Here is a 23643-nt window from a genome sequence, read left to right as displayed (position 1 = left end):
AAGCCAGTCAAAATTTGACTGGCTTTTTTAGTATACAGAGTAATAAGTCTAATCGTGATCACTATCAACAGTAATAGGGCAGGTAAAACCATCAGGTTTAATGGCCAATAAATCACATTTGATATGGTCTATTAGTTGTTCTGCGGTATTCCCTAAGAAGGCTGCTGAAAGTCCCGTTCTTCCTAAAATACCTAAAACAACAATACCCGCATTTAACTCTTCACAAACTTGAGGAATAACTTGTTCTGGTAATCCTTCTTTTACATGTGTCTTTTCTTCAGGGATGCCGAATTTCTGACGAAGTTCTTTCATCGCAATAAGATGCTGACCACGAAGTGCATTGTTATAAAGATTAGGATCAAAATCAGGTAACTCAATCGCTATATTGATAGGTGCAACAGGGTAAGCGCTGAGTAGATGAACATCAGGATCTTTTTGTATGCGATGAGACAAATCAGTTGTCAATTCAATCAGTTTTAAGTTAAGTGCATCATGATACGATTCTTCATTTGATAAATTGGCTGCCACGACAATTGTGCCATATTCAGGCCACTCTTTATCTTTGACCATCCAAACAGGGCAAGGGCATTTTCTAAGCAGTTGCCAGTCAAGGGGGGTAAAAATAAGCGAGCCTAATTTGTCATGTTGGTGAGCCATTTTAATTAGCAAGTCATGTTGATGTGCAACGACTTCTTCAATAATTGCCTCATAAGGGCGATTATGCCAAATGACTTTTATATCAATCTCTATACCAGCTTCAAGGTAATAGCGTGCTTGTTGTTTGATCCAAGCTGCCTTTTGGCTGATAACACCTTTACGCATTGCATTACGTTCATCGGGAGATAAAAGGGTTGTCATGTCATAAGAGAGATCATAAACAGGTAGAAAAGCTTTTATCCGCCCACCATTACGCTGAACGATATAGACAGCACGGCGAAGTGCTGGTTGGTCATCTTGGTTAGGATCAATGACAACGAGAAGGTTTTGATATTTTTCCATTGTAATATCCTCTTTAGGGCTGGATTTATCCATCTACAATTTAAAGATAACCCAAGAAGATAAAATGCAATAGCACAAAATAGAAAACGGGGCACAAATTTGTGTGCCCCGTTATAAAATTAGCGAGTGAAATGTAACAGATTAAACTTCAGCTGACGAAGGAAGTTTACCAGCTAGTTCACTTAATAACGTACTATCTTCAATAGTAATGTATTTGCCTTTAACGCTTAACATGCCACTTTTCTGGAAGCGACCAAGTAAGCGACTAATCGTTTCTACGGTTAAACCTAAGTAATTACCGATATCACCACGAGTCATGGTTAAGCGGAATTCACGAGGCGAAAAACCACGCTGTGCGAAACGACGAGAGAGGTTATAAATAAAAGCAGCCAGACGTTCTTCTGCATTCTTTTTCGATAACAGTAAGATCATTTCTTGGTCGCCTTTGATTTCACCACTCATTAGGCGCATCATTTGTTGACGTAAGTTAGGCATTTTGCCTGACAGGTCATCCAACGTTTCGAAAGGAATTTCACAAACCATAGAGGTTTCTAAAGCTTGTGCGAAACTTGGGTGTTCAGTATTAATAATGGCGTCAAAACCAACCAAATCACCAGCAAGATGAAATCCTGTTATTTGCTCGTCGCCTTCTTCCGTAATGGTATAACTTTTAATTGTACCGGAACGTATGGCATAAAGTGATTTCAGCTCATCACCTGCTTTAAACAAGGTTTGACCTTTTTGGATGGGCTTTTTACGCTCGATAATATTATCGAGTTGATCAAGCTCATGCTCGTTTAAAGTAAACGGGATGCAGAGCTGGCTAATACTGCAATCCTGACAATGGATTGCACAACCGCCAGATTGGATTCGGCGAACGACGCGTTTTTCTGGGATCATAAGCTTGCTCATTACAAATAAAAATATTGATATGCGTCAATTTTAACACATATTGAAGTAATTAGTAAGGGAAATAACGGTACGTGTGGAAATAATTCTGAATGTAACAAAACAGGTATCTTGATAAAAACAATGTTTTGCTTAAAGGTTTATTTAGAACAATTTGCGCTAACCCTATACTCAATTGGTATATTATTCGATTTTCTGACGAAGTCATAGTGCTATTACTAAATTATCCGTGTCAAAAGCCAAAAATGAAGGGGTGCTTCAATATTTTCTATCTTTATATTGACATTTTATTTACGGCTTTATCTTATCTTTGTATTTTTTATGTATAACTCGTTATTTTTATAACAAAAAATTAGGAAAATCTAACTTAATGTATTTTTGATGCAACTTAATGCTACCTTGAGTTAGCTTTTCCTTATAAAAGATGGGGAAACTGCAAAGAAGTGCGGAAAATTGAAACATTCTATTACCTCTTTAGTGGTATTGATGTGCATCAATGATGGTTTACCACTATACCCTATCATTTTTACTAATGAGAGTTGTTATGTGAGAATGATAAGCTAATGAAAAAAATAGAAAAAAATAAGGAAAACAAAGGGATGATGTCGTTAAGTCGTCGCCACTTTGTTCAATCAAGTGCTGCATTAGTGACAGTGCCATTTTTCGCACGAAATGCACAAGCTAATGTAGATGAAAGTTTACCCATTGCAAAAATAAATGGAGAATCTTCTACTGTTGTTGCTACATGCAGTACTTTTGACTGTGGTGGTAAGTGTGATATTCGTGCACATATAAAGGAAGGTATTGTTACTCGTATTACTACGAGACCAGATAATGAATTAGATGAAGCCATGCCTGTTATGAGGGCATGTGTACGTGGACGAGGTTATCGCAAGTTTTCTTATCATGCTGATAGATTGAAATACCCAATGAAAAGGGTCGGCAAACGTGGTGAAGGTAAATTTGAACGTATTTCATGGGATGAGGCAACAACGCTTATTGCGGAAAATGTGACACGTTTAACGGAGAAACATGGTGCTGCAAGTCGTTTTTTAACAGTGAGCACAGCAGTAACAGGGGGGATCTTCTCTGGTGATACCATGATGAAGAAACTCTTTAATTTAACAGGAGGCTATCTTCCTTATTACCATTCAGTTAGCTTGGGTAACACCTTAAAAGTAACGCCTTATACTTATGGTATTGCAAAAACAGGTAGCTCTTTAGACACCCTTGAAGACACACCACTAGTGATCTTATGGGGTCATAACCCTAATGAAACCATTTTTGGGCATACTAACCATTATTTTCAAAAGATGAAAAACAATGGTACTAAATTTATTGTGGTCGATCCTCGTTATTCTGATACCGCCCAATCTCTTGCTGACCAATGGATACCGCTTTTACCAACAACCGATAATGCTTTAATGGATGCAATGATGTATGTCATTGTCACCGAAAATCTTCATGACAAATCTTTTATTGATAAATATGTTATTGGCTTTGATGAAGAGCATATGCCAGAAGGTGTTCCTGCTAATGAGTCTTTGGTCGCGTATTTGACAGGTAAAAAAGACGAAATAGAAAAAACACCTGAATGGGCAGAAAAAATTACTCGAGTACCTGCAAATACTATTCGCCAACTTGCACGTGAATATGCCATGACAAAACCTGCCGCCTTAATTCAAGGTTGGGGGCCTCAACGTCATATTTGTGGTGAACGCAGTGCCAGAGGCTCATCATTACTCGCCGCCATTACAGGAAACGTTGGTAAGAAAGGTGCGTGGGCAGCTGGATATGGTGGTATTGGTAACCGTCAATCTATTCGTGGTCCTAATATTGGCGAAAATCCAGTAAAAGCTAAAATCTCTATTATGAACTGGATGCAGGCTGTTGAAGATGCAAGTAAAGTTCGTGTTGAAGATGGTCTTTTGGGTGTTGATAAACTCGATACCAATATCAAAATGATCTTCTCATTAGCGGGTAATTATTTAGTTAACCAAAATCCTGATGTGAATGCAGCTGCAAAATTATTAGCAGATGATTCAAAAGTAGAATTTATTGTTGTTAGTGATCTCTATTTGTCACCTTCTGCAAAATATGCCGATCTTGTTTTACCTGAAACCAGTTTTCTAGAACGTTGGAACATTGGTAATACATGGGGGACGGGTAACTATTTTCTTCTGTCTGAAAAAGTTATTGAACCCGCTTTTGAACGCCGTTCTGATTATGAGTGGATTACGGAAGTTGCTGAAAAAATGGGTGTAAAAGAAGCGTTCACTGAAGGTCGTAGTGAGAAAGAGTGGATTGCTCATCTTGTTGATACCAACAAAACACGTTTTGAAGACAGACCTGATTTTCCTAATTTTGACGAGTTACAAAAAACACGCCGTTATCTTTTTAAAGATAAACCTTTCGTTGCCTTTGAAAAAAACATCAGTGACTTTGAGAATAATCCATTCCCAACACCTTCAGGTAAAATTGAGATTTTTTCTAAACGTCTTTATGACATGAATAATCCGGATATTCCGGCGTTGTCTCATTATGTGCCAGCAATTGAAGGCCCAGAAGATAAGTTAACAGAAAAATATCCATTACAAATGTTGACTTGGAAAGGAAAAAATCGAGCTAACTCAACACAGTATGCTAATCCTTGGTTACAAGAAGCTCAACGTCAAGAGGCGTGGATAAATCCAATTGATGCTGAAAATAGAGGTATCAAAAATGGTGATATGGTGCGTATTTATAACGACCGCGGGATCACTGAGATCCCTGCATTAGTAACACAACGCATTATTCCTGGTGTTGTTGGTTTACAAGCTGGTGCTTGGTGGGCTCCCGATGAAAACGGCGTTGATCATGGGGGATGCCCTAACGTTTTAACATCGACACGAATGACACCATTAGCACATGGTAATTCACATTTAACTGTTTTAGTTGAGGTAACCAAAGCATGAGTGACTTTAAAGAATATGCACCGGTAAGTGATGAACAGCTCGGTTTCTTTATTGATTCCTCTCGTTGTTCTGGTTGCAAAGCTTGCCAAGTAGCGTGTAAAGATAAAAATAATTTAGAAGTTGGTCGCCGTTTTCGCCGTATTTATGAAGTAAAAGGAGGCGGTTTTGCACCAACAGGGCAAGGTGGTCTGGTTAATAATGTGTTTGCATATACATTAACGATTTCTTGTAACCACTGCGAATCGCCCGTTTGTGTGAAAAACTGCCCAACAACAGCAATGCACAAACGTGAAGGTGATGGCATTGTTCGTGTTGATACCTCTAAATGTGTAGGTTGTGGCTATTGCGCATGGTCATGCCCTTATGGCGCACCACAAATGAATGAAGAGACCGGACAAATGTCAAAATGTGATTTTTGTATTGATTTACTATCAGAAGGCAAAAATCCAATTTGTGTTGATACATGCCCGCTAAATGCGATTAAGTTTGGAAAAATTAAAGATCTAAGAGCGAAATATGGGCATTTAAGCCAAGTTCAAGGATTGCCTGACTTTACGATGACAAATCCAAATTTAGTTATCAAACCTCATACTGGTGCGACGAAAAAGGGAGGAGTTCAAGCATGAATGAATGGCCATTAGTGACCTTTACTTTATTCGTCCAGAGTTCTGTTGGCGTAACACTTTTTTCAGCTCTTTATTTTTGTTGGTTAGAAAAAGAGATTGGTAATCAAAGAGCCACGGTTGCTATGCGACCCGTGTTATTAACTGCCGCTATTTTAGGATGTTTAGGATTATTAGCATCAACACTACATATGGGATATCCATGGAATGCTTTTCATGCATTACGCCATATTTCTTCATCATGGTTGAGTCGTGAAATCATATTTGCTGCCGTTTATCTTGGTGCGTTATGCCTTTATACCTTAGTGGTTTTGATTAAAGGGCACATGAACAAAACTTTATTAGCGGTTATTGGTTTGCTTGGCATCATCGACATAATTTGTATGGCATCATTGTATTACAATACTTCGATGCTGACATGGATGCACATTAATACTTACTTTATGTTTATAGGCGCACTATTTTCAACAGGGGCGGCTATAGCGCTATTAATTACTGCATTTCGCGTTAAAGCCTTTATAAATAGTGAACTAGCAAAAAGAATTGTCATTAGTGCATTAGTCGTTATTTTTCTTGCAGTGACATTACGTATGGCGGAACAACCCTTTTATTTAGAATGGATGTCATCAGTCATTTCAACAAATGATGCAATAACGTTCCCTCATACGCCTATCATTGCGTATAATGAAACATTCGGATTAAGAATATCTGCATGGATTTTGTCAATTCTTGGTATGTTAATGATGGGATACAGTGTATGGAAATATCGTAATGCTGTATTTACTTCAGGATTGCGTATGGTGTTAGCAAGTAGCGCAACAATACTGGTTGCAGAAATTCTCAATCGTTTTGCATTCTTTATTGTAAAGTAGTGGAGTAGTGAAGTATGAGGCGTTTTATTAAGGTGGATCTTCCTCCTGAACCAATTATTAATGATAAATGTGTGAGAAAACGCCTCAAACAAAGCCTATGTGATAGTTGCTCTAAAGTTTGTCCTGTGGGCGCTATCACTTTTGCTCATTTAGATGTAAAAATAGACAATGAACGCTGTTTTCAATGTGGCAATTGTCTATTTACTTGTCCCGTTGATGCGATAGAAAATATCGCGCCTCATGAAAGAACATATCAAGATAATTACCTTGTTGTTAATCATGATGAACCATTAGCAAGCACAGAAGAATTGTTAGTGTGGCACCGCCAATATCAAATTAGAGGAATGAAGATAGCACAGCCTTTAGTGGATAAATGGCTTCCTGTTTTAGCCAACTTAAATCTTCAATTAAAAACATTACAAGAGCCTATTTGGCAATTAATTATCACAGAACCTACTGATATTGATAGTGGGCGCCGCTTTATGCTTTTTCGTCAAAAACTAGATGAAAAACCACTTAATAAAGATCAAGTAAGAACAGGATTAAATGCAAGAAAACAACTTTATCCAGAAGACAGTTGGTTTCAAATTCAGTTAGATACCGAAACGTGTATTCTTTGTTCCGCATGTGCAAAGGTCTGTGATGAAGGTGCGATTGAACTTGAAAATAATATATTCACGCTTGATGAAAAACGTTGCACTGGTTGTATGAGTTGTGAAGTGGTTTGTTTTCCTAAATCTATTCATGTTAAAGAACATGTCGCTAAAAATAATGAACCCATTCTTTATCACTATTATGAAGCCCACTGTGAAAAATGTCGGTTAGCTTTCTTATCATGGAAATCTGACGCAACATTATGCCCGATTTGCATACAACATCAGAAGCAAGGTTGGTTATAATCTCTCAAATACACTTAGGTTATTTATTGCTGGATAATCGACTATCCTGATTAAAATGAGAAACAGCGTGTTGATTTTGTTTATTTATCATTAAATACGAGAGTGATTAAATAAAATGGGAGCCTATGATGAATACTGTTTTACCTGCGGATATGTTAGAGATTGCCATTACAGAGCCTGGCGGTATAGATAAATTAAAACCCCAACGATCACCGATACCTACACTTCCTCCTCATTATCTTTTAATTAAAGTTGCCGCCTCAGGTGTTAATCGACCCGATATCTTTCAAAGGCAGGGAAGCTATCCGCCACCAGCAGATGCTTCACCTATTCCAGGCCTTGAAGTTGCTGGAGAAGTTGTCGCATTAGGGGACGGTTGCACTAAATGGCAATTAGGAGATAGAGTTTGTGCATTAGTTGCTGGAGGTGGTTACGCTCAATATTGTATTGCACATGAAGACATTGCATTACCGTCAATGAATTTAACGGATATTGAAGCCGCTGCATTACCTGAAAATGTTTTTACTGTTTGGGCTAATTTATTTCAGTTAGGGAAGCTAAAACAGGGGGAATCTGTTCTGATTCATGGTGGAACGTCAGGAATTGGATCAACGGCTATAATGCTTGCTCACACAATAGGTGCAACAGTCTATACAACGGTAGGCTCTGAAGAAAAAGCTGCCGTAGCACGTGATCTCGGCGCTGATTATGTCATCAATTATAAACAAGCCGATTTTGCTAAGGAAATTCCTATCTTAACTGAAGGGAAAGGTGTTGATGTTATTCTTGATATTATTGGTGGGGATTACGTAGAAAAGAATTATCAAGTTGCCAGTAAATTTGGGCGCGTTATACAAGTGGGTATGATGAAAGGAATGCCTAAAAATTTAAATATGATGCCAATGATGATTAAGCGTTTAATTCATACTGGTTCAACGATGCGATCTCGCTCAATAGAAGAGAAAGCACAAATAGCTCAAGAACTAAAACAGCAAGTGTGGCCACTTATAGCTGAAGGAAAAATCAAACCCATGATTAATGCTATTTTTCCATTAAAAGAAGTGGGGAAAGCACATAAATTAATGGAGTCTGGTGATTTGATTGGTAAAGTGATGCTTGAAACTTTGTCTTATAACGAAAAAGAGTAAAATTAAGGGTGTTTGAAACTTATTTGATATAAGAGCCAGAACTTATTTTACTTTCTAAAAAACGAATATTCCGAAAAACACATGTCCATATTTCATGTGTTTTTTTATATATTGAAGAAAAAATAAATAACATTTAAATAAACAAATTCTTATTTTAGATAAGTAATTCAATATCTGTTCTTTTTAATAGCAGTTAAGCGATAGAAATATTCATTAATTCTTATTAAGGTAGATTTAAGTATCGACCTTAGCAAAAATAATATCACATTTATAGTAATATAACTTAAATCAAAATTGATAATAAATTAAAGAAACTAACAAATAAAGCTAAATCATTTATCATCAAAACATCATTTAATTAAATCAAATTAGAAAAATATTAACTGATATCAATAAAATAAAGAAGATTCTTACTCATCATGTAGTATATCATTTGAATAAAGATTAATTATTGACGATTAATAAACACAATTCTCATTAAAACAGATAATAAAAATTTATATATAGGTGCGATGATGGCAAATTACAAACAAACCTGTCTGAGTGCTACAGAACGTGTATACCATACCCGAACCATTGATACTCTCACATGTTATTACCGAGAGATGATAAATATACTAATGGATAGTGAGTATTCTTTTCCTAAAGCAAATAAAATGAAAAGAAATAATAGCGAGAGTTTAGACGCTAAAATAAAAAGTAACACTATTGAAAAAAAAGCAGTAGATAATGCTTATGAAAGTATTTTAGAGCCTTTAAGGCAGCAAAATAATTATAATCAATCTGATATTGAACCTTATTTTTCCCATCATCATTCTCAAGTGATGCAATTAGCGAAATTCGGTTATCTTTCCGCATTAGCATACAATTCAGATAATGTTTTTAATAACCACTCCCCCTTATTAAAAGAACAAGAAAAGAAAATTACAGATGATCTCTGTAGATTAATCGGTTTCTCATCAGAAGAAGCATTTGGCCATATCACAACAAGCCACACTCTTGCTTGCTATGAAATATTATGGGCGCTCAGAAATTTAAAGACATTACCTATGGCAATTGCTCGTCACCCAAAATCACGCGATTTAGTTGCAGATAAAAAAGCCTTTGAGTTATTCAATATGTCTGTTACGGATATTTTAGCAATCAGCGAACAACTCAATGAGCGTGGGATTTTTGATGATGTTAGCCATTTAACATGCCGAGGAACGGGCATGACAAAAACAATGCATTTAGGAAAATTGCTTGTTCCAGTTTCCCGTTTTGAATTTTGGAAAAAAGCAATGGATATACTTGGTTTAGGGTATGACAACCTTATCGCATTGCCTATTGATGAAACATTTAAAACTGATATTGAAAAAACACGTAGTATTGTTTTTCGTTTGATTGAACAAGGTGAGCCCATTCTAGGCGTTATAGGAATATTAGGTGCACCGTCTTATGGCTGTGTTGATAAGTTAAAACCACTTTTTGAATTAAGAAAAGAGTGCGAGGAAAAATACAATAATTCATTTTACATTCATATTGATGCTTCGCAATTTGGTTATATGAAAAGCTTATTTCTTGATGATAATTATGATCTTATCCCTTATCAGACTTTATGTAAGAAATTAAAGAAAGAAGCCCCATTACTCGAGTTGACACCTGAAATATATGAAAGCATTACACAACTTTCTCTTGCCGATTCAGTTTCTTTTGAACCATTTCAAGCTGGATTTTCACCATATCCTACTGGTGTAGTATGTATTAAAGATGCACGTATTAGTCGTTTTTTAAGCAATCCCCCTAAATTATGTCCAGAACAAGACGATGATGTTCCTGAAATTGATGGTATTCAATCCGCACCAGCGGTAGCGTCAATGTGGAGTGTGCATCAACTTTATCCTTTTACTTCATCTGGATATGGAAGATATGCACAAATTCAATGGGAAACACGCATCAAACTTGAGCAGTTTTTTAATCAAGCAGCTGCTTTCGAAAAAGAAGGTGAGCACTATTATATTCGTGTTTTATCTGCATCTGACTTTAATAAACTAAATTTTGCTATTGTAAAGAAAGGAAATAAGGATCTAGAAGCACAAAATAATCTTAATAAAACAATCTATGAAAACTTGGTGATAAAAAGCCATCATAAACAAGATTTAAGTTTATTAACGCTTTGTGCTCGCAATAGCGATGATGCGCCCGTGCAGTTTTGTTCTGAGTGTGGTTTTGATAACAATGAGTGGGAAACTATCAAACACTTAAACTTGCTGCAGCTTACTATAAAAAATACTGAAATCTGTGATGAACAACAAATTGAGGCAGGATATCAATATATTAAGAAAGTCGTTTTGTCCGCATTAGACAAGTAACAATATTTCGCTTTTGTTATATTTTCTCAAATTGAAATAAATTTTGTTAAAAAGCGAAGTAGTGGGTTATTACTCATTATCTTCGCTTTTTAATAGATAAAGGTGACATTGTCACTTATCGTATTCTAAATATCTTTTATTGTTCTGTGTGCATTTTAAGCTAAAAGTGCCTGTTTTTTATTCCTCTTTATTAATAATCTTCTTTTATTTTCATCGATAGCACATAAGAGCAAATTAGAGAATGATAATCATTCATAATTAAGCTCGTGCCTGAATAATATAATCATAGATAAATCATATTGTTAATAAGATAATCGATTTAAATGCGTATTTAGATATATCTAAAACTTGATCATTTAGATATATCGGATTATATTGCACGGTATAAATTCGATATATCTAAAACAATGAGGGAATATTTATGATGATTCGAGCATTAAACTCACTATATCAACAACGTGCTGAAAATGGTGAATATGGTCATGGTCACGGAAAAGGGCGTTGCGGTGGTAAAGGTAAACATAACCGACACCAAGAAAATCATGGTGAGCATTGTTGTCATGGTGAGCATAGTCATGCACACGAAGGTCGCGGTGAGTGTTGTCATGGTGGACATGATCATGGACACGAAGGTCGTGGTGAATGTTGTCATGGTGAACATCGTTCTGATGGACATGGAAAGCAACGTGGCCGTGGATGCGCTGGTAGGGGGAAAGGGCAAGGTCGCCAGTTAAAACGTATGTTTGATCATGGTGATTTACGCGTTCTGCTACTTAGTATGATCTCGAAAAAGCCAAGTCATGGTTATGAAATTATTAGAGAAATAGATGAGGCTTCTTCAGGATTATATGTACCTAGCCCTGGTGTGATTTATCCAACGTTAACACTACTTGAAGAGCAAGATTTATTAGTTGCTACGATTGCTGAAAAAGGTCGTAAAAACTACAGCATTACATCTGAAGGTGCTGCATTTTTAGCAGAACATCAAGATATAGATGCCAATATCCAAAGAAAACTGGCTTATGCGAGAGATTTGTCTCAAAACGCGGGTGGTGTTTCTGAGGAAATTGAATCTGCTGTTGGTAAATTAAAAGCAGTTTTACGCCATAAATTAGTGTTAAAAGAGCTCTCTGTGGAAAGAGCTGGACGTATTGCTTCTATTCTTAATGAAGCAGTTGAGAAAATTGAAGCTATCAATGAGGCATTGATCTCAGAGGAAAGGGAAGATGAATAAAGCAGATACTCGGTTACAAAATTCAAGAAGAAATAATGAAATAGATAAAGAAGATTTAGAAAACAATCCAGCAGTAAAAGAACAAATTTGCCCGAAAATGCCGGTTTCTTATTTTCGTAGAGCATTACGTAAACCTGGCAGAATATAATAATAATGGACAGAGGTTATAATGATATAATCTCTGTCACTTTCCCCTCTATTATGCAATTTCTCTCCATTTATCACCTTATAAAATATATTCTAAATATCAAAACGTCTCATTCCTGATAAAACATTTCTTATCTCTATTTACCTGTAATACATCATTTTTTGATGGGTGGTTACATTGATTTTCTCTGGTTATTGTACTGACCTCAAAAAAATCACAAATGATTGTGGAAATGTTCCACATTAGCGATTATTTTATTTAGATTAGTGAACCCATTATAAAATTTGAAAACGAAAACCAGAGATATGTTTGAAATAATAAATTAAATACCGAATAAAAATAATAAACGTTTGTAAGTACTTAAACGAGAATAAGTACCTTTGCTCAAACGTAGCCTTACTTATGATGTTGGAAGATAATCAACATATCGGTTTATTTATTATTAAGAATATAAATAATGATGCGAATAACTGATTGATATTTATAAAAATATTATCTAATCACTATAACAATACGCTCATCAGATAGAGCAATCGACCAACTAAATTGATTGCTATGCATTTGCCGTACCTGTTAAGCCAACATTTGCTAACTTAGGAATATTCGAATGAAAGTTAAAGCATTATCTGCTGTGATAAGTTTAATCCTCACCGCGCCATTATGTGCAAACGCACAAACCGATATCAGTGCAATTGAAGCAAGGTTAAATGTACTTGAACAACGAGCAACCGCCGCTGAAGCTAGAGCCGCAGCAGCAGAACAAAAAGCGGCTCGCCTTGAGCAATTAATTAATTCCAACAGCTTATCTCAAGAAAAGAAAGCATCAAATAATGTTACAAACGTCAACATGGAGCAACGCGTTGCTCTATTAGAAAAGCAATCTGATGAGGCTCAAGCCAAAGTAGATATAACACAAACGCAACTTAATGAAATCCAGCAAAAACAATCAACTCAGCTTGCTAGTACGAAAAGTAAAGACGGTACAGGTTTTTTCTCTACCAATACAAATTGGGGTGATCTCAAATTATATGGTGACGTTGAATATAATATTGATGCAGCTAGTAAGAAAGGGCAACTAACATCGATGAGAATGATGCCCGGTAATCAAAAAGATTTTGATGATAATGAAAAATGGTCACTTAATGGGCGTATTTTAATTGGTGTGGATGGTGAACGAGAATTAAAAAACGGTAATTATGCTGGTTTTCGGGTTCAGCCTATGGCTGACATGACAGGTAAAATGAATCTCGATGATGCTGTTTTCTACTTTGGGCAACGTGATAAATGGCAATATAAAATTGGTCGTTATGAAGCTTATGACATGTTCCCTCTAAACCAAGATACATTTGTTGAGTATTCAGGTAATACAGCAAATGATTTATATGGTGATGGCTTTGGCTATATCTATATGATGAAAGAAGGACGCGGTCGTAGTAGCGATGGTGGTAGTATGATGATTAATACATACTATAACGACTGGTATTTTGAGCTAAATGCTTTAGTTGAAGATGGAACTTCTGTTTTTAAAGATGGTGAGTATCATGGGCGTAAACTTGATAATCGTAAAAATGTTATTTATATGCGGCCTGTTGTTGCATGGCAAAAAGATAACTTCACGATTGCGGGAGCAATAGATGCGAATGTGATAAGCAAAGCTTATGGCTATGATGATGAAAATGGAAAATTCCAAGATCAGTCACGACGTACAGGTTATGGCTTAACGGTCAAATGGGACACTTTAGCTGATGATCCTATTAACGGTATTGTTGCAAATTTAAGTGCTGCGTATCTCAACGCTAAAGATGAAAATGATTTTTCTATTGGTAGTAATGTGTTGTGGCGCAAATTTCAACTTGGTTATATTTATGCTCATAATGATATTAAAGCTTACTATCAAAAAAGCGAAAACGGCAGTGGTCAAAATGACACCTATTTAACACTTAATCCTGGAAAGTACAATATCAACACAGTATTTGCTTCTTATGAATTACCTAATATTTTAGATATGGATAATTTCAAGACTTATTTAGGTGCTTATTATTCACATATAGATGGCAAAGATGATATTAATGTACATAGTAGTGATAAAGATCGTTATGGGGCTCGAGTCCGCTTTAAGTATCTATTTTAACTCTATTTTTAATACTTATAGTTAGAGATTGATTTATATAAAGACTTCAAGATACTGAGTATTGTTGGTTAATTGAAGTCTTTATTTTTTATATAGTTTGCATCGTTGTTGGAGCTAGATAGCTGATTTTTCTCGTGCTATTGTTTTATTTCCTGCGATAATCAGTTTAACGTTTACAAACGTATTGTGGGTGATATTTATCAGGAAACAATTCAATGCCTTTCTATATACAAAGCAGCAATTTAAATATCGACAAGACCTATAAGAAAAATAGAATAAAAACACTATTAATAGGCTTATCCTTAATTCCTTCATTTGGGTTTGCTCATGATCTTTCTCAATTACCACAAAAGGAACGCGTAGCTTACTTTACGCAAGCTCAGCAAGCAGGGATCACCGGTGTGGCAATTAAAACCAAACCTGTTCTAGCAAGACCCGCGAAAGAAGGTGAGATCATCACAACTATAATTAAAGGTGAAGGGATTGAAACAATTTCAGAACCCGCAAAAGTAGGAGATTGGGTAGTACAAAATATTTGTCCAGAAACAGGTAATGAGGAGATCTTGGTAAGAAAAACCAAATTCGCTCAACGTTATAATATCGCAGAGAAAAGTGAAATTAATTTAGCGTCTTATCCTAGTAATTATCGGCCTTTTACTCCAAAGGGGATCGAAATGAATTACTTTATTATACCGGATTCTACACCTCCATTTGCAATGAAGGCACCTTGGGGAGAATTGCAACGTTTTCAATCGGGCGATGCTGTTGTGCAATCCACAATAGATAGTCAAGATATTTACCGTATTCAAAAGGCAGCATTTGAGTGTACTTATACTATCCTTAAACCTGCTAAATTAGCACAATAATATTAAACTAATCTGTGGTAGATTGAATTATTATTTTTATAATTCATAATGTTATAATCATATCGCCATTTAAGGCAAAGATGTTAAATAGAGAGAGTAGTTGATAGTAAGTAAGGCATATTGCATGGTTGTTTAATTGCATTAATAGCTACATTTAGTTAACCTATCTCTATCAATTTCTTCAACTCATTAGGTAAAACCTATTGAACTGATAGTAGGAATGTATTAGCTATTCTCAAGTGGAATAGGTACATTAGTTCCCATACCAAACAGGAGGAAATACAATGTCTTTAATTAATACCCCAATCAAACCATTCAAAAACATGGCATTTAAAGACGGTCAATTCGTAGAAGTGACTGAAAAGGACGTCGAAGGAAAATGGAGCGTTTTCTTCTTTTACCCTGCAGACTTCACTTTTGTGTGCCCAACCGAATTAGGTGACTTAGCTGATCATTATGCTGAGTTCCAAAAAATGGGCGTAGAAATTTATTCAGTTTCTACCGATACACATTTTACCCATAAAGCATGGCACAGCAGTTCAGAAACTATCGGTAAAATCAAATATGGCATGATTGGCGATCCAACTGGTGCATTAACTCGTAACTTCGAAAATATGCGTGAGAACGAAGGTCTTGCAGACCGCGGTACTTTCGTTGTTGACCCACAAGGTATCATCCAAGCAATTGAAATTACTGCTGAAGGTATTGGCCGTGATGCATCAGACCTGCTGCGTAAAGTTAAAGCGGCTCAGTATGTAGCTAGCCACCCAGGCGAAGTTTGCCCAGCAAAATGGAAAGAAGGTGATGCAACTTTAGCTCCATCACTGGATTTAGTTGGCAAAATCTAAATAAGAATTAAGCCACTAAAAAAGTTATTTATCGGGTGTTTCGGCACCCGATTTTATTGAGGGTGCAAAAATGTTAGATAATAATTTAAAAGCTCAATTGAAAGCTTATTTAGAACGATTAACTCAGCCAGTTGAGTTAGTAGCAACATTAGACGACAGTAAACATTCAGCTGATATTCAAGCGCTATTAAAAGAAATCGAACCATTATCTGATAAAGTCACTTATCGTGAAGATAATAATGCTGATGTGCGTAAACCATCTTTTCTTATTACTAACCCAGGAAAAGAAACGGGTGTTCGCTTTGCTGGTTCGCCATTAGGCCATGAATTTACTTCATTAGTTTTAGCATTACTACAAACTGGCGGTCACCCATCAAAAGAAGCGCAAGAATTACTTGAACAAATTCGTCAGTTAGACGGTGAGTTTCATTTCGAAACCTATTATTCGCTCTCTTGTCATAACTGCCCAGATGTTGTTCAGGCATTAAACTTAATGGCGATTTTAAATCCGAAGATCACACATACAGCGATTGACGGAGGCATGTTCCAAAATGAAATTCAGGAACGTAATATCATGGGCGTTCCTGCTGTATTCTTAAATGGCGACGAGTTTGGTCAGGGTCGTATGACCTTAGCTGAAATCGTTAACAAAGTAGACAGCAATGCAGAAAAACGTACTGCAGAATTGTTAAACCAAAAAGATGCATTTGATGTACTAATTGTGGGAAGTGGCCCTGCTGGTGCGTCGGCAGCTGTTTATTCAGCTCGTAAGGGTTTGAATACTGGCCTTATTGGTGAACGTTTTGGTGGTCAAGTTCTTGATACTGTTGATATTGAAAACTACATCTCAGTACCAAAAACTGAAGGTGCAAAACTTGCAGGTGCTTTAAAAGCCCACGTTGATGATTACCAAGTGGATGTGATTGATAGCCAAACAGTCAGTCGTTTAATTCCTGGCGCATCAGAAGGGGAATTACACCAAATTGAAACAGCATCAGGTGCGATTTTAAAAACCCGTAGCTTAATTATTGCCACAGGTGCTCGCTGGAGAAATATGAATGTTCCCGGTGAAAATGAGTACCGTACTCGCGGTGTAACTTATTGTCCACACTGTGATGGTCCACTATTTAAAGGTAAAAGAGTTGCTGTTATTGGTGGTGGTAACTCAGGTGTTGAAGCGGCAATTGACTTAGCTGGCTTGGTTGAACACGTAACAGTATTAGAATTCGCTCCAGAAATGAGAGCCGATGCGGTATTACAGAAAAAACTGCGTAGCTTAAGCAATGTAGAGGTTATCTTAAATGCCCAAACTACAGAAGTGTATGGTGATGGTACTAAATTAACCGGTCTCAAATATAAAGATCGCACCAATGATTCTATGCACGATATTGCGCTAGCTGGTATTTTCGTGCAAATCGGTTTATTACCTAATACACAGTGGTTAGAAGGTACCGTTGAGCGTAATAAGATAGGCGAAATTATTGTTGATGCTCGCGGTGAAACCAATATTAAAGGTGTATTTGCTGCGGGTGACTGTACAACAGTGCCTTATAAGCAAATCATCATTGCTGCAGGTGAAGGTGCAAAAGCCTCATTAAGCGCATTTGATTACTTGATTCGCACGAGTGCAAAATAAGTAAATCAAAGATAATCAATAAGTTATAGAGAAAGGCATCTTTTTTAAGATGCCTTTTTTTGTACATAAAACCATCAAAAAGGGCTGAAAAGTGCCCTTAAGTGTTCAAGTGTGGACAATATGTGGACACTCTAAACCAGTAATTCTGTGCTACCTTTCAAAGGGTTATATTGAATGGCATCTTGCAAAGTGTGCATAGGTCAACGTTTGTTGCAAATTAGTGTGTCCTAAGATGCGTTGTAACGTAATAATACTTCCGCCGTTCATCATAAAATGGGTGGCGAATGTATGGCGTAATGCATGGGTTGCCTGACCTAATGCCATACTCGGTTTCACTTTTTTAATTGCTCGACGAAACATGTGATAAGACGTTTCAGTAAAGAGCAATCCTGATTTCTTTGTACAAATCATGTCAGCAACAGCTTGAGAAATTGGCACAATTCTTGGCTTATTGGTTTTGGTGTATGTAAATCGCACCTTATTTTGGATCACATGTTCACGTTTTAGCTTGAGCGCTTCACCCCAGCGGGTGCCAGTGCTTAAACAGAGAACGGCAACTTTTAGGTTGTCACCTTCCAATAATGCTAATAATTGCTGAATTTCATTATCTGTTAGATATGACATTTCAGTCGTTTGCTGTTTTAACCGTGATATTCCTTACCGAATTTTTCCAAGACGGTGCGGCAAGAAAAATTGATTTCTCGCTGACATTGAAACGGGTGGATGACTCTATCAGTCAGATGTTGGGGGATTTAAGCGATCAATTAGGCATGATGACCAATGGTGCCGGTGAAGCGATGAAAGGAGTTTTATCATAATGTTGCCAGAAATGATCACCGATAAAAGTAGCATACCGGCTTTCGTGTTAATTGCCGGTGACGAAGATATCAGCGCCAAAATTCAAGGGCGATTAATTTCGCTTTCATTAACGGATAATCGGGGCTTTGAAGCTGACCGGCTTGATATTGAGTTAGATGATTCTGACGGCGCATTAATGATGCCAAAACGGGGAGAGATATTAACCTTGCATCTTGGTTGGCAGGGTGAAAGCCTTATTCATAAAGGTTCGTTTACGGTCGATGAGATAGAGCATTCAGATGTACCCGATAAAATGACATTGCGCGCCCGTAGTGCGGATTTTAGGGCAACGCTCAATGTACGCCGCGAAATGTCGTACCATCAAAAAACATTAGGCGATATCGTCAGAACCATTGCAGGGCGTAATAATGTCACGGCGGTGGTTGATCCTGGTCTTGATACGATGAAGATTGAGCATATCGACCAGACCAATGAGTCAGACGGCAGTTTTTTAACGCGCTTAGGGCAATTAAACGGTGCCACCGCCTGTGTTAAAAACGGCAATTTGCTGTTTATGGTGCAAGGGGGCAACACTACCGCCAGTGGTCAAGCATTACCGTTAGTACAAATCACCCGTAGTGTGGGGGATGGGCACCGTTTTTCATTAGTGGATAGAGGCGCTTACACTGGCGTGACCGCCAATTATTTAAACACTCGTAAACCGCAAGAGAAAACACAATCACAAATTCGCCGCAGAAAACCAACCACTGATAAACCGAAAAAAGAAGAAGAAAAACAAGAGGAGTATCTTGTTGGTGAAGAAGGTAATGTGATGGTGTTATCTCATACTTATGCGAGTAAAACCAATGCCGAACGTGCCGCTAAAGCCGCATGGGAAAAAATACAGCGGGGCGTTGCCTCTTTTAGTCCCTTGCAAAAGGACGTGCGGATCTCTTTCCTGAATTACCGGTACAAGTCAGCGGATTTAAGCCTGAAATTGATGAAGCCTATTGGACGTTGGTCACAGTGAGTCATTCCCTGAACAATAGCGGATTTACCACCTCGTTAGAATTAGAAGTCAAAAGCAGTGAGATAGATATGGATAAGGAATAGTGCCTGTGTATAATTACAGGTAATTTCCACATCATAAAGAGGTAACCCGTTTATGATGATTTGTCCCGTTTGTGGTCATGCCGCGCATACTCGTAGTAGTCAGCAAATATCTTCCGATACCAAAGAACGTTATAACCAGTGCCAGAATATCAATTGTGGCGCGACGTTCGTCAGCCATGAAACCGTAACGCGGTTTATTTCAAAACCTCAATTGATTGAACGAGTAGAGCCGCATGTTGATAAGTATTGCCAACAGGCATTAGCGATTTGATGAAAATGCCCGGAGTGTTCCGGGCGTTGTTTATATCTGAAGTGTTTTATTTGTATTAGCTAAGGCCCTGTCTGGCAGGTTTTGTTGTTAGAACATGGCTAGATACTGGTTGTATAATAAGTAAATGTTAAAGACAAGTGTGACTTAATTCATTGTATTCTTGCATCTTACATGGCAAAGTCAATTCATCAAAAATGCTTAAGTATATTTAGAAAGAAAATTGACAATTAGTCGAACCTAACTAAATTAAAAAGGATAGTGAGATGACCGTTCGTTTGATTAAAGTTTCAGTCACTAATTTTAGATCTTGTAAATCGACAGAAGTTGTTCTAAGACCATACACTGCATTGGTTGGCTATAATAATGCAGGAAAATCAAATATCATACTAGCAATAAAATGGCTATTAGAAGGCTCTCTACTAAACGATGCAGACATGTACGATCCAAAAAAACCAGTATTAGTTAAGGGTGTTATAGAAGGAATTACTGATGGTGTCCTTAAGCTTCTAAGTGACGAGAACCAGAAAAAAATTGCTCCATTTATAATTAATGAAACTTTAACGTTTGTAAGAAAACAAGAAACTGAAGTTGTAAAGGAAGAAAAAACAAAAGTAAACAAAATACTTGAAGTTTTTGATGGAGAAACATGGAAGAAAAACCCTGGTGGAATTGATGGGGCTATCTCAAATCTATTTCCTGAACCTATCCACATACCCGCAATGTCTGATGCTGTAGAAGATGCAACAAAAAATAAATCTGGTACAACAATAGCAAAAATATTAGCCGCAATTGTAAGTGAAATTAAGAAAGAATATGAATCAAAATTTTCGGAAAATATTTCTGAAATAAGTAAATATCTTTCTCATGATGGTTCAACTAGATTAGATAGTTTGGAGCAAATTGATAAAGATGTAAGCCAAAAAGTTAATCAGTTTTTTCCTGATGTAAGTGTGAAACTGCATTTTCCGACACCAACTCTTGATGAAATATTCAAATCAGGCACATTAAAAGTATTCGAACAACGAGCTGGATCTTCTATAATGCAAGATATAGGTCGATTTGGTCATGGAACTCAACGTTCAATTCAAATGGCATTGATACAATATTTAGCTGATATAAAGAAAGGCAGTAGTGATACAAAAAAATCTAACACACTGATCTTTATTGATGAACCAGAATTATATTTACATCCAGCAGCAATAAATTCTGTAAGAGAATCTTTAGTTGCTTTAAGTGAACTTGGATTCCAAGTAATAATTTCAACTCACTCAGCCAGTATGTTTTCAGCAAAACATGCTTGTAATGCTATACAAGTGTATAAAAGTTCTGAGGGAACTATTGCTCGGAAAACTATTTCTGAAAAAATACAAGAGCTACATAAGGCATCGTCTCCGCAACTCCATTCTGCATTTACTCTATCTAATTCTTCATACTTTTTATTTTCAGAGCAGGTTTTATTAGTTGAGGGTAAAACTGAGACTAATGTTTTACGTGCACTATATAAGAAAATTAGAGGATGTGAGCTCAATTCGACTAAGACAAGTATTGTTGCAGTAGATGGTAAAGGTAGTTTGTTAAAGATGGCGGAAGTTATTAACTCTATAGGTATAAAAACGCGAATTCTTGCTGATTGTGATTTTCTATCAATAATATTTATGACACCTTATTTCCAAAAAATGTTGGGTGATGAATGTGATGGATTACTTTTATCTTTAGATAATTTATCAGATCCACAGAGTTTGCAACTTACAAATACCATTACTTCTTTAGACTCATTTAAAGGTAGTTCAAGTAAAGATTTTATTAAAATATGTAATCATGAAGAAACCAAAGATTATATTCAAAAAATTCATCAAAAATTAAAAGATGAAGGTATCTATATTTGGAAGTCAGGAGATATAGAGCAAGTATATGGATTTGGTAAAAAACAGCTTGAATGGGATAAATTAGTGGAGTGTTTAAGTGATGATGATAAAGATGCTCAGAGTGTTATTACAAATTATGATGAAATGGAAGATTTTATTATGTGGATCTAACTCTCTAACTTTATCTCTTAGCTAAAAGTTAGAAAAATAAAAAAGTATTATAAATTAATTTATTAATGATTAGTGTGTAGTAAGGCTAGTAGTCTTTTTTTGATACGTAGCGATCAGTTAGATTAGTCTAGCTCTGTGTGATAATGATATCATTTAGGTGTATAAAGTAATATAAGTTGTTCTAAGTAAAGCCTCTCTAGCAAGAGGCTTTCCGAAATGTGGTCAACATGTGGACATTGGCGCTGATTAAATCCTTTTATATCAATAGATTAATGCAGTATAAAAAGCCTCATTAAGCGCCTTTGATTACTTGATTCGCACGAGTGCAAAGAATTAAAAATTAGTTATTAGTATTGCTAGCATTGTATGTAAAAAGCATCTCATATTGAACTGACCCCAATTTATTGGACAGTTTAAATTAGTTAGGTAAAGACTGAGTTCGGTATTGAACTGGGCTCAGTCCTTTTAATTTTATCTTGATCCGTTCAGTATTGTAATACTTGATATATTCATGAAGCTCTTCTTCTAGTTCATCCAAATCTCTAAATTGCTTTGTATAAAAACATTCTGTTTTTAATATGCCAAAAAAATTCTCGATTACTGCATTATCTAAACAATTTCCTTTTCGTGACATACTTTGAATAATTCCTTGTTTCTTAAGGCTATTTTGATAATGGCTCATTTGGTATTGCCATCCTTGATCTGAATGCAGTATCAGCTCACCTCTCTGAGTCAATTTTGAAAAGGCTTGGGTAAGCATCTGCTCAATCATGTTGTAATGAGGACGTCTAGCTATCTGATAGGAAACAATTTCTTGATTAAATAAGTCAAGAATAGGCGAAAGATAAAGCTTTTCACCTTTTACCTTAAATTCGGTGACATCAGTAACCCATTTTTCGTTAGGCTTGCTGGCATTAAAATTTCTTTCGAGATGATTATCAGCAATTCGACCTAATTGGCCTTTATAAGAGCGATATTTTTTAGGTCTTACAATAGATTTTAGTCCCTGAACCTGCATTAACCGCTGTACTTTTTTATGGTTAATAACAACTTCATTTCGCAGTACAGCAGTGATCCTTCGATAACCATATCGACCTTTATGTTGATGATAAATCTCCTTTATTTTATCTTTTAATAATTTGTCTTTTGAATTATGACTATTTTTTTGGTGATAATAAAACGTACTTTTTGATAAAGAAAGCGCACGTAATAAAACCAAAACCGGATAAATCATTTTTAATTGATTAACGACAGCAACACGTTGTTTTACCGTCGTTTTGTTTCCTGCAATTCTTGTAACTTTTTTAAGCAAGCATTCTCAGCACGCAAATACTCAAGTTCCTTTAAAAGTTCTTTAACCGATTTATCTTTGTCATCCTTAGGTAATTCTTTTTTCTTTTTAGTCAATGTAGGTCTTCCTTTTTTCTTGGGGACTAGTGCTTTAATACCATGAATATCCATAATATTTTTCCATTCCAATATAGTGGTAAAGGCTGGAATATTAAAAAGAGCAGCTGTTTCTCTGGCAGAAAGCGAATGTTTTGTCATGTGAGACAATATATGCATTTTTAGCTCAAGAGAATAGATTACTTTGGATTTTCGAGGCTTAATTCCCTCAATACCATGCAATTGATAAGCGGAGCACCAGCAACGAACCTGAGAATCATTAATAGAAAAATGCTTAGCCGTCGATAGACGACTATTGCCTTTGAGATAAAAATTAATCACATTTAGTTTAAAATCAAGAGAATATTTAGCCATAGAAAAACACCCCAAAGTTGGTGTCCAACTTTTGGGGTGCAGTTCA

Annotated in this window: 18 protein-coding genes and 2 pseudogenes; 16 read left to right on the top strand and 4 right to left on the bottom strand. The window is 36.3% G+C overall.

Going from position 1 to position 23643, the window contains the following annotated elements:
* Positions 1–48: 48 nt before the first annotated feature.
* Positions 49–999: a universal stress protein UspE gene (uspE, locus tag GWI59_RS02585; protein WP_072063983.1), complete on the bottom strand. Its 951-nt coding sequence runs from the start codon at positions 997–999 to the stop codon at positions 49–51.
* 141 nt (positions 1000–1140) lie between these two features.
* Positions 1141–1899, bottom strand: coding sequence for an FNR family transcription factor (locus tag GWI59_RS02580; RefSeq protein ID WP_036936742.1), 759 nt, complete (start codon positions 1897–1899; stop codon positions 1141–1143).
* Between the two features lie 572 nt (positions 1900–2471).
* Between GWI59_RS02580 and GWI59_RS02575 the strand changes: the two genes are divergently transcribed.
* The 12 genes from GWI59_RS02575 to ahpF all read left to right on the top strand — a co-directional run bounded on the left by GWI59_RS02575 (position 2472) and on the right by ahpF (position 17618).
* The gene (locus GWI59_RS02575) at positions 2472–4862 is read left to right on the top strand and encodes a DMSO/selenate family reductase complex A subunit (RefSeq protein ID WP_161723912.1); all 2391 of its coding nucleotides are present in this window, start codon (positions 2472–2474) and stop codon (positions 4860–4862) included.
* A complete protein-coding gene (locus GWI59_RS02570) occupies positions 4859–5488 on the top strand; it encodes a DMSO/selenate family reductase complex B subunit (RefSeq protein ID WP_072063982.1) in 630 nt (209 codons plus the stop codon). The genes GWI59_RS02575 and GWI59_RS02570 overlap by 4 nt, the downstream gene beginning before the upstream one ends.
* Positions 5485–6357 (top strand): dimethyl sulfoxide reductase anchor subunit family protein, encoded by an 873-nt coding sequence (locus GWI59_RS02565; protein ID WP_109400481.1) that lies wholly within the window; start codon positions 5485–5487, stop codon positions 6355–6357. The genes GWI59_RS02570 and GWI59_RS02565 overlap by 4 nt, the downstream gene beginning before the upstream one ends.
* A 14-nt stretch (positions 6358–6371) precedes the next feature.
* On the top strand, positions 6372–7256 hold the full coding sequence (locus GWI59_RS02560; RefSeq protein ID WP_109847413.1) for a 4Fe-4S binding protein: 885 nt from the start codon (positions 6372–6374) through the stop codon (positions 7254–7256).
* A 128-nt stretch (positions 7257–7384) separates the two neighbouring features.
* Positions 7385–8404 (top strand): NAD(P)H-quinone oxidoreductase, encoded by a 1020-nt coding sequence (locus GWI59_RS02555; RefSeq protein ID WP_006536671.1) that lies wholly within the window; start codon positions 7385–7387, stop codon positions 8402–8404.
* Between the two features lie 515 nt (positions 8405–8919).
* Positions 8920–10755: a tyrosine decarboxylase gene (locus GWI59_RS02550; protein WP_109847415.1), complete on the top strand. Its 1836-nt coding sequence runs from the start codon at positions 8920–8922 to the stop codon at positions 10753–10755.
* A 421-nt stretch (positions 10756–11176) separates the two neighbouring features.
* On the top strand, positions 11177–11989 hold the full coding sequence (locus tag GWI59_RS02545) for a PadR family transcriptional regulator (protein WP_006536675.1): 813 nt from the start codon (positions 11177–11179) through the stop codon (positions 11987–11989).
* Positions 11982–12137, top strand: a complete 156-nt coding sequence (locus tag GWI59_RS17370) for a hypothetical protein (protein WP_006536676.1) — start codon at positions 11982–11984, stop codon at positions 12135–12137. Before GWI59_RS02545 ends, GWI59_RS17370 begins: the two co-directional genes overlap by 8 nt.
* 607 nt (positions 12138–12744) lie before the next feature.
* Positions 12745–14268 (top strand): carbohydrate porin, encoded by a 1524-nt coding sequence (locus GWI59_RS02540; protein ID WP_161723910.1) that lies wholly within the window; start codon positions 12745–12747, stop codon positions 14266–14268.
* A gap of 215 nt (positions 14269–14483) precedes the next feature.
* Positions 14484–15134, top strand: a complete 651-nt coding sequence (locus GWI59_RS02535; RefSeq protein WP_082147362.1) for a hypothetical protein — start codon at positions 14484–14486, stop codon at positions 15132–15134.
* A 284-nt stretch (positions 15135–15418) separates the two neighbouring features.
* Positions 15419–15982 carry an alkyl hydroperoxide reductase subunit C gene (gene ahpC / locus GWI59_RS02530; protein ID WP_006536680.1) on the top strand — a complete coding sequence of 188 codons (564 nt, stop codon included), beginning with the start codon at positions 15419–15421 and terminating at the stop codon, positions 15980–15982.
* Positions 15983–16052: 70 nt separating this feature from the next.
* The gene (gene ahpF / locus GWI59_RS02525) at positions 16053–17618 is read left to right on the top strand and encodes an alkyl hydroperoxide reductase subunit F (protein WP_161723908.1); all 1566 of its coding nucleotides are present in this window, start codon (positions 16053–16055) and stop codon (positions 17616–17618) included.
* 131 nt (positions 17619–17749) lie between these two features.
* Here the strand turns inward: ahpF and GWI59_RS02520 are convergent.
* Positions 17750–18275, bottom strand: a pseudogene (locus tag GWI59_RS02520) (tyrosine-type recombinase/integrase); the annotation flags it as partial.
* Between GWI59_RS02520 and GWI59_RS02515 the strand changes: the two are divergent.
* The 4 genes and pseudogenes from GWI59_RS02515 to GWI59_RS02500 all read left to right on the top strand — a co-directional run bounded on the left by GWI59_RS02515 (position 18236) and on the right by GWI59_RS02500 (position 21836).
* Entirely contained in the window at positions 18236–18436 is a 201-nt protein-coding gene (locus GWI59_RS02515; RefSeq protein WP_233053025.1) for a hypothetical protein, read from the top strand. The pseudogene GWI59_RS02520 and the gene GWI59_RS02515 sit on opposite strands and share 40 nt — an antisense overlap.
* Positions 18436–19529, top strand: a pseudogene (locus GWI59_RS02510) (phage late control D family protein). The gene GWI59_RS02515 and the pseudogene GWI59_RS02510 overlap by 1 nt, the downstream one beginning before the upstream one ends.
* A 52-nt stretch (positions 19530–19581) precedes the next feature.
* Complete coding sequence (locus GWI59_RS02505) at positions 19582–19800, top strand: ogr/Delta-like zinc finger family protein (protein WP_161723906.1); 219 nt, start codon at positions 19582–19584, stop codon at positions 19798–19800.
* Positions 19801–20063: 263 nt separating this feature from the next.
* On the top strand, positions 20064–21836 hold the full coding sequence (locus GWI59_RS02500) for an ATP-dependent nuclease (RefSeq protein WP_161723904.1): 1773 nt from the start codon (positions 20064–20066) through the stop codon (positions 21834–21836).
* Between the two features lie 418 nt (positions 21837–22254).
* Here GWI59_RS02500 and GWI59_RS02495 read toward each other — a convergent pair.
* Positions 22255–23597 (bottom strand): IS3 family transposase gene (locus tag GWI59_RS02495; protein WP_442958892.1). Its coding sequence is split into 2 segments (ribosomal slippage): positions 22255–23147 and positions 23147–23597, totalling 1344 coding nucleotides; the frame shifts between segments, so codons are not numbered across the junction.
* Between the last annotated feature and the right edge of the window lie 46 nt (positions 23598–23643).

Source organism: Proteus sp. G2673 (assembly GCF_009915125.1).
GTDB classification, from domain to species: Bacteria; Pseudomonadota; Gammaproteobacteria; order Enterobacterales; family Enterobacteriaceae; genus Proteus; species Proteus penneri.
This window is presented reverse-complemented; position numbering and strand designations above follow the sequence as displayed.

Coding starts and splice junctions, on each gene's coding strand:
- uspE (WP_072063983.1), bottom strand. CDS start 999: ATGGAAAAATATCAAAACCTTCTCGTTGTCATTGATCCTAACCAAGAT.
- GWI59_RS02580 (WP_036936742.1), bottom strand. CDS start 1,899: ATGATCCCAGAAAAACGCGTCGTTCGCCGAATCCAATCTGGCGGTTGT.
- GWI59_RS02575 (WP_161723912.1), top strand. CDS start 2,472: ATGAAAAAAATAGAAAAAAATAAGGAAAACAAAGGGATGATGTCGTTA.
- GWI59_RS02570 (WP_072063982.1), top strand. CDS start 4,859: ATGAGTGACTTTAAAGAATATGCACCGGTAAGTGATGAACAGCTCGGT.
- GWI59_RS02565 (WP_109400481.1), top strand. CDS start 5,485: ATGAATGAATGGCCATTAGTGACCTTTACTTTATTCGTCCAGAGTTCT.
- GWI59_RS02560 (WP_109847413.1), top strand. CDS start 6,372: ATGAGGCGTTTTATTAAGGTGGATCTTCCTCCTGAACCAATTATTAAT.
- GWI59_RS02555 (WP_006536671.1), top strand. CDS start 7,385: ATGAATACTGTTTTACCTGCGGATATGTTAGAGATTGCCATTACAGAG.
- GWI59_RS02550 (WP_109847415.1), top strand. CDS start 8,920: ATGGCAAATTACAAACAAACCTGTCTGAGTGCTACAGAACGTGTATAC.
- GWI59_RS02545 (WP_006536675.1), top strand. CDS start 11,177: ATGATGATTCGAGCATTAAACTCACTATATCAACAACGTGCTGAAAAT.
- GWI59_RS17370 (WP_006536676.1), top strand. CDS start 11,982: ATGAATAAAGCAGATACTCGGTTACAAAATTCAAGAAGAAATAATGAA.
- GWI59_RS02540 (WP_161723910.1), top strand. CDS start 12,745: ATGAAAGTTAAAGCATTATCTGCTGTGATAAGTTTAATCCTCACCGCG.
- GWI59_RS02535 (WP_082147362.1), top strand. CDS start 14,484: ATGCCTTTCTATATACAAAGCAGCAATTTAAATATCGACAAGACCTAT.
- ahpC (WP_006536680.1), top strand. CDS start 15,419: ATGTCTTTAATTAATACCCCAATCAAACCATTCAAAAACATGGCATTT.
- ahpF (WP_161723908.1), top strand. CDS start 16,053: ATGTTAGATAATAATTTAAAAGCTCAATTGAAAGCTTATTTAGAACGA.
- GWI59_RS02515 (WP_233053025.1), top strand. CDS start 18,236: ATGACATTTCAGTCGTTTGCTGTTTTAACCGTGATATTCCTTACCGAA.
- GWI59_RS02505 (WP_161723906.1), top strand. CDS start 19,582: ATGATGATTTGTCCCGTTTGTGGTCATGCCGCGCATACTCGTAGTAGT.
- GWI59_RS02500 (WP_161723904.1), top strand. CDS start 20,064: ATGACCGTTCGTTTGATTAAAGTTTCAGTCACTAATTTTAGATCTTGT.